The organism is Streptomyces sp. NPDC056128 (genome assembly GCF_042263835.1).
Taxonomy (GTDB): Bacteria; Actinomycetota; Actinomycetes; order Streptomycetales; family Streptomycetaceae; genus Streptomyces.
On record NZ_JBHJVQ010000054.1, the window covers coordinates 20520 to 29944 of the forward strand.

Annotated in this window: 8 protein-coding genes; 3 read left to right on the top strand and 5 right to left on the bottom strand. The window is 73.6% G+C overall.

Translation table 11 applies throughout. From position 1 onward, the window contains the following. Positions 1 to 71: 71 nt before the first annotated feature. From whiA to uvrC, 4 genes are read right to left on the bottom strand one after another with little or no spacing between them, the layout of a single operon-like run. The gene (gene whiA / locus ACFC1X_RS40110; protein WP_053128930.1) at positions 72 to 1061 is read right to left on the bottom strand and encodes a DNA-binding protein WhiA; all 990 of its coding nucleotides are present in this window, start codon (positions 1059 to 1061) and stop codon (positions 72 to 74) included. Next, complete coding sequence (gene yvcK, locus ACFC1X_RS40115) at positions 1052 to 2143, bottom strand: uridine diphosphate-N-acetylglucosamine-binding protein YvcK (RefSeq protein WP_376364500.1); 1092 nt, start codon at positions 2141 to 2143, stop codon at positions 1052 to 1054. Before yvcK ends, whiA begins: the two co-directional genes overlap by 10 nt. Beyond that, positions 2140 to 3156 carry an RNase adapter RapZ gene (rapZ, locus tag ACFC1X_RS40120; protein WP_376364502.1) on the bottom strand — a complete coding sequence of 339 codons (1017 nt, stop codon included), beginning with the start codon at positions 3154 to 3156 and terminating at the stop codon, positions 2140 to 2142. Before rapZ ends, yvcK begins: the two co-directional genes overlap by 4 nt. After that, complete coding sequence (gene uvrC / locus ACFC1X_RS40125; RefSeq protein ID WP_376364504.1) at positions 3153 to 5348, bottom strand: excinuclease ABC subunit UvrC; 2196 nt, start codon at positions 5346 to 5348, stop codon at positions 3153 to 3155. Before uvrC ends, rapZ begins: the two co-directional genes overlap by 4 nt. A 352-nt stretch (positions 5349 to 5700) precedes the next feature. Between uvrC and ACFC1X_RS40130 the strand changes: the two genes are divergently transcribed. Further along, a complete protein-coding gene (locus ACFC1X_RS40130) occupies positions 5701 to 6651 on the top strand; it encodes a hypothetical protein (RefSeq protein ID WP_376364507.1) in 951 nt (316 codons plus the stop codon). Between the two features lie 48 nt (positions 6652 to 6699). Here ACFC1X_RS40130 and ACFC1X_RS40135 read toward each other — a convergent pair whose 3' ends face one another. Then, a complete protein-coding gene (locus ACFC1X_RS40135; protein ID WP_376364509.1) occupies positions 6700 to 7125 on the bottom strand; it encodes a Rieske 2Fe-2S domain-containing protein in 426 nt (141 codons plus the stop codon). Between the two features lie 211 nt (positions 7126 to 7336). Here ACFC1X_RS40135 and ACFC1X_RS40140 point away from each other — a divergent pair, with 211 nt between their 5' ends. Both ACFC1X_RS40140 and ACFC1X_RS40145 read left to right on the top strand, forming a co-directional pair. Then, positions 7337 to 8401 (top strand): LacI family DNA-binding transcriptional regulator, encoded by a 1065-nt coding sequence (locus tag ACFC1X_RS40140; RefSeq protein WP_376364511.1) that lies wholly within the window; start codon positions 7337 to 7339, stop codon positions 8399 to 8401. Next, the gene (locus tag ACFC1X_RS40145; protein WP_376364514.1) at positions 8398 to 9306 is read left to right on the top strand and encodes a carbohydrate kinase; all 909 of its coding nucleotides are present in this window, start codon (positions 8398 to 8400) and stop codon (positions 9304 to 9306) included. Before ACFC1X_RS40140 ends, ACFC1X_RS40145 begins: the two co-directional genes overlap by 4 nt. Positions 9307 to 9425: the final 119 nt, after the last annotated feature.

Sequence of the window (9425 nt, forward strand, 5' to 3'; positions counted from 1 at the left end):
TGCCGTCACCCAAGTGGGCGACGGCACCGGCTTGTTGACGGCCCGTGTGCGGTGGGCCGACGGGCGTCCGGTCAGCCGACCAGGTTGTCGGCGAGTTCGTCGCTCAGGTTGGCGTCCGTGCCGGGGATGCCCAGGTCCGAGGCCCGCTTGTCGGCCATGGCCAGCAGGCGGCGGATGCGGCCCGCGACGGCGTCCTTGGTCAGCGGCGGGTCCGCGAGGGCGCCCAGCTCCTCCAGGGAGGCCTGCTTGTGCTCCATGCGGAGCCGGCCGGCGGCCGCGAGGTGCTCCGGCACGTCGTCGGCGAGGATCTCCAGGGCCCGCTGGACCCGGGCGCCCGCGGCGACGGCCGCGCGGGCCGAGCGGCGCAGGTTGGCGTCGTCGAAGTTGGCGAGGCGGTTGGCGGTGGCGCGGACCTCACGGCGCAGCCGCCGCTCCTCCCAGGCCAGCACCGAGTCGTGGGCGCCGAGCCGGGTGAGCAGGGCGCCGATCGCGTCGCCGTCGCGGACGACGACCCGGTCCACGCCGCGCACCTCGCGGGCCTTGGCGGGGATGGAGAGCCGGCGGGCGGCGCCGACCAGGGCGAGCGCGGCCTCGGGACCCGGGCAGGTCACCTCCAGGGAGGAGGAACGGCCGGGCTCGGTGAGCGAGCCGTGCGCCAGGAAGGCGCCGCGCCAGGCGGCCTCGGCGTCGCAGGTGGCCCCCGAGACCACCTGCGGCGGCAGGCCGCGGATGGGGCGGCCCCGCCCGTCCACCAGGCCGGTCTGCCGGGCCAGCTGGTCACCGCCCGCGACCACCCGAACGACGTAACGCGAGCCGCGCCGCAGCCCGCCCGGCGCCATCACGATCAGCTCCGAGCTGTGCCCGAAGATCTCCAGGATGTCCTGCTTGAGCCTGCGGGCCGCCCGCGCGGTGTCCAGCTCCGCCTCGATCACGATGCGCCCGCTCACCAGGTGAAGGCCGCCGGCGAACCGCAGGATGGCGGATACCTCCGCCTTTCTGCAGCAGGTCCGGGTGACGGGGAGCCGGGAGATCTCGTCCTTCACCGCTGCCGTCATCGCCATGGGCCGATCCTTCCATGCATCCGAAAAATACGGTCGTACGCGGCGGCCAGCAGCTCCGGGTCGTGCCTCGGGGTCCCGTCGGTCCGGGCGACCGGAGCCAGTTCGACCGCGGCGCCGAACCGTTTCGCGGCGTCGGTGAGCGAGTCACGGTCGGGCACGGCGGCCTCGTCGGCCAGCACCACGTCCAGGGCGAGTTTAGGGGCGTGTCGTCCCAAAACCTCCAAATGACGCTGCGGAGAGAACCCCTCGGTTTCTCCGGGCTGGGGAGCGAGGTTGAGGGAGAGGACCCGGCGGGCCTTCGTCTCGGCCAGCGCGTCCAGCAGATCCGGCACGAGCAGGTGCGGGATGACCGAGGAGAACCAGGAGCCCGGGCCGAGCACCACCCAGTCGGCGTCCAGGACGGCGTCGACCGCCTCGGGGACGGCCGGCGGGGCGCCCGGCACCAGGTGCACGGACTGCACCTCACCGGGCGTGAGCGCCACCGTCGCCTGCCCGCGTACGGTCTCCACCTCGTCGGGCCGGTCCGGATCGTGGCCCCGGACCAGGGCCTGCAGCTCCAGCGGGACGGCGGACATGGGCAGCACCCGCCCCTGCGCGCCGAGCAGCTTGCCGACCAGGTCCAGCGCCTGGACGTGGTCGCCGAGCTGCTCCCACAGGGCGACGATCAGCAGATTGCCGACCGCGTGTTCGTGCAGGTCGCCCTGGGACTGGAAGCGGTGCTGGATGACGCGGGCCCAGGTCTGGCCCCAGTCGTCGTCGCCGCACAGCGCGGCCAGCGCCTTGCGCAGGTCGCCGGGCGGCAGCACGCCCAGCTCGTCGCGCAGGCGCCCGCTGGAGCCGCCGTCGTCGGCCACGGTGACGACGGCGGTCAGGTCGCCGGTGATCCGGCGCAGTGCGGCGAGCGAGGCGGACAGTCCCATGCCGCCGCCGAGGGCGACGACCTTGGGCTGGGCGCCCCGGCGGCGCGGCCTGCCGCCGCGCGCCTGTTCGGGCCGGGCGGCGCGGGTCTCGGCGGGCCTGCCGCCGCGTCCCTCGGGCACCACCCGGCGCAGCCTGCTCAGCCGCGGAGTACGTCCAGTCATTCCCGTCCCATGTCCCGGTGGACGACCACCGTCTCCACGCCCTCGGCGGCGAGCCGGGCGGCGAGCTTCTCCGACATGGCCACGGACCGGTGCTTGCCGCCCGTACAGCCGACGGCGACGGTCACATAGCGCTTGCCCTCCCGACGGTAGCCCGCGGCGATCAGCTGGAGCAGCTCGGCGTAGCGGTCGAGGAACTCCTTGGCGCCCGGCTGGTTGAGGACGTACGAGGACACCTCCTCGTTCAGGCCGGTGAAGGGGCGCAGCTCCGGGACCCAGTGCGGGTTGGGCAGGAAGCGCATGTCCACGACCAGGTCGGCGTCGACCGGGAGGCCGTACTTGAAGCCGAAGGACATGACGGTGGCCCGCAGCTCGGGCTCCTCCTCACCGGCGAACTGGGCGTCCATCTTGGCGCGCAGCTCGTGCACGTTGAGGCTGGAGGTGTCGATCACCAGGTCGGCGTCGCCGCGCAGCTCGCGCAGGAGCTGCCGCTCGGCGGCGATGCCGTCGACGATGCGGCCGTCGCCCTGGAGGGGGTGCGGGCGGCGCACCGACTCGAAGCGGCGCACCAGCGCGTCGTCGGAGGACTCCAGGAAGACGATCCGCCGGGTGACACCGCGGGTGTCGAGGTCCGCGAGGGATTCGCGCAGGTTGTCGAAGAAGCGCCGGCCGCGGACGTCGACGACGACCGCGATGCGGGCCACGTTGCCCTGCGAGCGGGCGCCGAGCTCCACCATGGTGGGGATCAGCGCGGGCGGCAGGTTGTCGACGACGAACCAGCCGAGGTCCTCCAGACACTTGGCGGCCGTCGAGCGGCCGGCTCCGGACATGCCGGAGATGATCACCAGCTCGGGGATGGCCGCCTCCTGCGCCCCGGCTGTTTCCTTGCCCGTACTCACCTGTGCTCCGTCGTCCTGGCCCGGTCCGGGGCCGGCCGTCTGCGGGCCGGCGTCCTCGCCGGTCGTGCGCTGGGTCTGTTCTCGTCCGGCTGTGGGCTGTGCCTCGTGCTCGGTCATCTCTCCTGCCCCCGTCGTTCGTCCGGGGTGCCCGCGGACACGGGCTCCCCCGGGGCGTCCGCCGTCGTCTCGGGCGCCCCGTCCTCGTCATCCATGATCTCTCCGGTCGCCGTGTTCACGGCGGGCGCGGCCGGGGTGGCCCGGGCGAGGGCCACGGCGACCGTCTCGGCCGTCTTCCGGCCTATGCCGGGCACCTCGCAGATCTGGTCGATCGTCGCCGACCGCAGCTTCTTCACCGAACCGAAGTGCTTGATCAGCGCCTGCTTGCGGGTATCGCCCAGGCCCGGCACCTCGTCCAGCGGGCTGGAACGGAAGCGTTTGGCACGCTTGGTGCGCTGATAGGTGATCGCGAAGCGGTGGGCCTCGTCGCGGACCCGCTGGAGCAGGTACAGGCCCTCGCTGGTGCGCGGCAGGACGACCGGGTCGTCCTCGCGGGGCAGCCAGACCTCCTCCAGCCGCTTGGCGAGGCCGCAGACGGCGATGTCGTCGATGCCGAGCTCGTCCAGCGCCCGCTGGGCGGCCGCCACCTGCGGCTGTCCGCCGTCGACGACGACGAGCTGGGGCGGGTAGGCGAAGCGCTTGGGGCGACCGTCGTCGTCCTTGAGGGCGGGCCCGTCCGTGAGGGCGAGGTCGTCGGCGGCGTCGTGGTCCGGCGTGGCGCGGTGGTGGGGTGCGGCTTCGCGCGCGGGCGTGGCGTGGTGGTCGGGCGTGGCGCCGTGGTCTGGGGTCCCGCCGTTGGTGGTGGCCGTCGTGACGCCGTTGTCCTCCCCGTCCGCCCACTCGCCGGTCCGCTCCTTCTCGGCGAGATAGCGGCGGAAGCGGCGGGTGATGACCTCGTGCATGGAACGGACGTCGTCCTGTCCCCGGAAGCCCTTGATCTGGAACCGGCGGTATTCGCTCTTCCGGGCCAGTCCGTCCTCGAAGACGACCATGGAGGCCACGACGTCGTCGCCCTGGAGGTGGGAGATGTCGTAGCACTCGATCCGCAGCGGGGCGCTGTCGAGATCCAGGGCGTCGGCGATCTCCTCCAGGGCGCGCGAACGCGTCGTCAGGTCGGAGGCGCGCTTGGTCTTGTGCAGGACGAGCGCCTGCTGGGCGTTGCGCTGGACGGTCTCCATCAGCGCCTTCTTGTCGCCGCGCTGCGGGATGCGCAGCGACACGCCCGAACCCCGACGGTCGGTCAGCCACTGCTGGACCGGCTCCACCGGATCGGGCAGGGCGGGAACCAGGACCTCCTTGGGAACGGCGTCCCCGGTCTCCTCCCCGTACAACTGCTGCAGGGCGTGTTCCACGAGGGCGCCGGTGGTGATCTCCTCCACCTTGTCGGTGACCCAGCCGCGCTGGCCGCGCACGCGTCCGCCGCGCACGTGGAAGATCTGGACGGCGGCCTCCAGCTCGTCCTCCGCGACCGCGATCAGGTCGGCGTCGGTGGCGTCGGCGAGCACGACCGCGCTCTTCTCCATGGCCTTCTTGAGCGCCCCGATGTCGTCGCGCAGGCGCGCCGCCCGCTCGTACTCCATGTCCTCGGCCGCCTCGCCCATCTTCCGCTCCAGACGGCGCAGATAGGTGCCGGTGCGGCCGGCCATGAAGTCGCAGAACTCCTCGGCCAGCTCCTGGTGGTCCTCGGCGGAGATCCGCTCCACGCAGGGGGCGGAGCACTTGCCGATGTAGCCGAGGAGACAGGGGCGGCCGGTGCGGGCGGCGTTCTTGAAGACACCGGCGGAGCAGGTGCGCACCGGGAAGACGCGCAGCAGGAGGTCGACCGTGTCGCGGATCGCCCAGGCGTGCCCGTACGGCCCGAAGTAGCGCACGCCCTTCTTCTTGTGGCCGCGCATCACCTGGACGCGCGGGAACTCCTCGTTCATCGTCACCGCGAGGTACGGGTAGCTCTTGTCGTCGCGGTACTTGACGTTGAACCGGGGGTCGTACTCCTTGATCCAGGAGTACTCCAGCTGGAGCGCCTCGACCTCCGTGGACACCACGGTCCACTCCACGGACGCGGCCGTGGTGACCATGGTGCGGGTGCGGGGGTGCAGGTTCGCCAGGTCCTGGAAGTAGTTCGCCAGGCGCTGGCGCAGGCTCTTCGCCTTTCCGACGTAGATCACCCGGCGGTGCTCGTCACGGAACCTGTACACCCCCGGGGAGTCCGGGATCTCACCCGGCCTGGGGCGGTAGCTGGAGGGGTCGGCCATGACTCACACCCTACTGGCGAGGGCCGACACTCCGGCGGGGCTGTGGACGACGGGCCGGGCCCCTGTGGACGACCGCCGGGGAAGCCCGGGGAGGACGGTCCGGGGCCGGTCGGTCACGCCGCGTGCCCTCGGGACGGCAGGCCCGTGCGTTCTCGGCCAGGAGCGCGTGACGGTCGGGCGTCAGGTGTTGTCGGGACTAGGTCAACACGCTTCAATGCGGGGGGACTCGGGGCCCTGAAGCACGGCGTACGGATGTGAAGACCGCTGCGCCGCGACCGGGGGAGGGCGGCCCCGGCCGATCCGCGTCGAACGGTCTGACCAGCCGTCGTGAACTTCACAGAAAGGCCCCTGCATGCCGCACGCCACACAGCTCGCGGACGTCGCCACCGCGGAACTCGACTCGGCCCTGCGCGGTGGCCCCTTCCACGTCGCCCTGCGCGCCGCGATCGCCGCTCGCGGACTACCGCTGCAGCGCGTGCAGCACCATCTGTCGCGCCACGGGGTGAAGGTGGGCGTCACCAGCCTGAGCTACTGGCAGCAGGGCGCCCGCCGCCCGCAGCGCCCCGAGTCGCTGCGGGCCGTGCGAGCCCTGGAGGAGATACTCCAGCTGCCCGAGGAATCGCTGATACGTCTGCTCGCCGAGGCCGACGAGGACTCCCCCGAGCGGCGGCCCGCCGCCCGCTCCTACCGCGCCCACCTGGAGGCCTCGGGCGTCCTGGACCGGCTGCTGGCCGAACTGGGCCAACCGTCGCCGGACAGCGGGGTGCACATCCTCGGCCACCACGAACTGATCCGCGTCGGCGCACACCGGGAACTGGCGGGACGCGAGTCGCACCACATCGTCCGCGCCCACCGCGACGGCGTCGACCGCTTCGTCGCCGTCCACTACGGCGATCCGGGATGCGCTCCCGCGCGGATGACCGTCCACGCGCTGGAGAACTGCCGCACGGGACGCGTCCGCGTCCACCACGACACCGGTCTGCTGGTGACCGAGGTGCTCTTCGACACGTGGCTGCGCGCCGGGGACACCCATCTCTTCCGCTACGGCGTGGAGGACGGCACGGCGGGGGTGTCGCGGGAGTACGTCCGCGGGTTCGGTTCGGCGGGCGGGCAGTACGCGCTCCAGGTGCGGTTCGACGCCGCGGCGCTGCCGGTGCGCTGCCACCGGTTCACCCAGCATTCGCCGGCGGCACCGCGCGGCGGCCGGCAGGAGCTGGCCCTCAGCGGCCGGCACCACTCGGTGCACCTCGTGGAGCCGCGAGCGCGGACGGGGATGCTGGGGATCGGGTGGGACTGGGAGTAGGCGAGCGCGGGCGGGCGCTGTGCGCCGACGGCTCCCCGCCCACTCCGGTCAGGTCCCGGGGCTCGCGACGATGCGGCCCTGCTGCACCTCGACCGGGAGTTCGATGAGCGGCGCGGTCGCCGGGGCGTGCAGCACCTCGCCGGTCCGGGCGTCGAACTCGCTGCCGTGACAGGGGCAGACCAGCTTCGTGCCCTCCAGCTTCTTGATGGGGCACCCCGCGTGCGTGCAGACCGTGCTGAACGCCTTCAGGGTGCCGTCCTCGGCCCGGCTGACCACCACGTTGCCGTCGGGGTAGAGCTTCGTCGCGCCCTTGGCGACCTCGCCCTCCGCTCCCAGCTCGACGGGCGCGGTGGGCCTGGCCGGCGCTGCGCCGTCGTCGCCCGGTGAGCAGGCGGCCGTCGCGAGTCCGGCGACGGGCGTGAGGGCCGCCGAGCGCAGGACGGTACGGCGGCTCGGGGCGGGGCGGCCAGGCATGGGGTCTCCACTGTTCAGGGGGCGTGCAGGGCGACGATATCCGGCGGGCGGGGCGGCGCTTCGGGGCGGGTGGGGGTGCTCGAGGGTGTTCGGGGGGCCGACGTAAACGTTTGCGCAAGCGTTTACGCCGACCCGGAGCATGGGGTACGGTCCCGGCGCACGTACACGCGGCTCGGAGCCGGTGCGCGGCGATACGGAAGTGGGGACGCCGATGCCGACCATGGTGGATGTCGCACGGAGCGCCGGGGTCTCCGTGGCGACCGTCTCGCACGTGCTCAACGACACCCGCCCGGTCCTGCCGGGCACCCGCCAGGCGGTGCTCGACGCCGTCGAGGAGCTGGGCTACACCCCGAACACGCTCGCGCGCTCGCTGGTGACCTCCCGCACCCGCTCGATCGGGCTCGCGGTGTCGGCGATCAGCAACCCGTACTTCACGGAGATCCTCCAGGGCGTCGAGGCCAGTGCGCTGGAGCACGGCTACAGCCTGCTCATCGCCGACCCGCACGACGATCCCGGGCACGAGCGCAAGGTCGTGCAGCTGCTGCACGAGCGGCGCGTGGACGGCATGATCGTCGCACCCTCCGCCGAGCCGCGGGACCTGGTCGCCTACCTCGGGCGCCACCGGGTTCCGGCCGTGTTCCTCGACCGGGTGGTCGAGGTGCCGGAGGGTGACGGCGCGCCGCGCTTCGACCAGGTCTGCGCGGAGGGCGCCGAGCCGACGGCGCGGCTGGTCGGCCATCTCGCCGGACTCGGCCATCGCCGCGTCGGCCTGGTCGCGGGCCGGCCGGGGCTCAGCACGACGCGCGAGCGGATCACCGGGTACCGGCACGGCCTCGCGGCCGCCGGGCTGCCCTTCGACGAGCGGCTGCTGGTCCACGGCGACTCCGGGGCGGACGGCGGCGAAAGAGCCACCGCGGCCCTGCTGTCCCTGGCGGTGCCGCCCAGCGCGCTGGTCACGGCCAACAACGCGATGACCATCGGCGCGCTGCGCGCCCTCCGGGACCGGGGCCTGTCCGTGCCCGGCGACCTCGCGCTGTGCTGCTTCGACGACTTCGCGTGGGCCGACCTCTTCACGCCGCGCCTCACCGCCGTCGCCCAGCCCAGCAGGGACCTCGGCGCGCAGGCCGTCCGGCTGCTGCTGGAACGCCTCGCCGCGCCGGACCGGCCCGCCCGGACCGTGCGCCTGCCCTGCGCCTTCGTCCACCGCACTTCCTGCGGCTGCCCCGAGCAGACCGAGCAAGCCCACGTCACCGCTCCCGAAAGGACCCTCCCGTGATCGTCGTCGCCGGTGAGGCACTGATCGACCTGGTACCGCAGGGCACGGGCGCCCTCGCCGCACTGCGGCCCGCCCTCGGCGGCGGCCCGTACAACACGGCCGTCGCGCTGGGCCGCCTCGGCTCCCCCACCGCCTTCTGCTCCCGGGTCTCGTACGACGCCTTCGGCGAGGCGCTCCTGGACCGGCTGCGGGAGACCGGTGTGGACGTCGCGCCCGTGCAGCGCGGGGCCGAGCCGACGACGCTCGCCGTGGCCTCGGTGGACGCGGACGGTTCGGCCGCGTACTCCTTCTACGTGGACGGCACGGCGGACCGGCTGTTCACGCTGCCCGCCGACCTGCCGCCCGGCACCCGGGCGGTGTCCTTCGGGACCTGCTCGCTGGTGCTGGAGCCGGGTGCGAGCGCGTACGAGGGGCTGCTGCGCGAGACGGCCGCGCGGGGTGTCTTCACGGCGCTGGACCCGAACATCAGGGCCGGACTGATTCCGGACCCGGACGCCTACCGGGCCCGGTTCAAGAGCTGGCTGCCGTCCGTGTCGCTGCTGAAGCTGTCCGAGGAGGACGCCGCGTGGCTCGGCGGCACGCCCCGGGAGTGGCTGGCGGCCGGACCGGCAGCGGTCGTGGTCACCCGGGGCGGCGCCGGGCTCACCGCGTTCACCCGCGACGGGGGCGAGTACGCGGTGCCGGGCGAGCGGGTCGAGGTGGTGGACACGATCGGTGCGGGCGACACGGTGAACGCGGCCCTGCTGCACGGCCTCGCCGCACGCGACGCCCTCGATCCCGACGGCCTGGCCGCCCTGGGACCGGAGGGATGGACGAGGCTGCTGGGCTTCGCCGCCCGCGCGGCCGCGATCACCTGCTCGCGCGCGGGCGCCGAACCGCCGTACGCCCACGAGATGGCCGGCTGACGGCGCGCCCGGCGGGCGCGGACCGCACGAAGGCGGGTGCTGGAGCCTGCGGTCGCCCGCCCGCGCGGGACTGTCCGCCCGAGCCACATGTGCGACGCGCCGGGGCCCACGGATGATCG

What these genes read in the sequence shown, in the direction of transcription:
- rapZ (WP_376364502.1), bottom strand. Translation starts at nt 3,156, where the DNA reads ATGACCGAGCACGAGGCACAGCCCACAGCCGGACGAGAACAGACCCAG.
- ACFC1X_RS40140 (WP_376364511.1), top strand. Translation starts at nt 7,337, where the DNA reads ATGCCGACCATGGTGGATGTCGCACGGAGCGCCGGGGTCTCCGTGGCG.
- ACFC1X_RS40135 (WP_376364509.1), bottom strand. Translation starts at nt 7,125, where the DNA reads ATGCCTGGCCGCCCCGCCCCGAGCCGCCGTACCGTCCTGCGCTCGGCG.
- ACFC1X_RS40130 (WP_376364507.1), top strand. Translation starts at nt 5,701, where the DNA reads ATGCCGCACGCCACACAGCTCGCGGACGTCGCCACCGCGGAACTCGAC.
- whiA (WP_053128930.1), bottom strand. Translation starts at nt 1,061, where the DNA reads ATGGCGATGACGGCAGCGGTGAAGGACGAGATCTCCCGGCTCCCCGTC.
- uvrC (WP_376364504.1), bottom strand. Translation starts at nt 5,348, where the DNA reads ATGGCCGACCCCTCCAGCTACCGCCCCAGGCCGGGTGAGATCCCGGAC.
- yvcK (WP_376364500.1), bottom strand. Translation starts at nt 2,143, where the DNA reads ATGACTGGACGTACTCCGCGGCTGAGCAGGCTGCGCCGGGTGGTGCCC.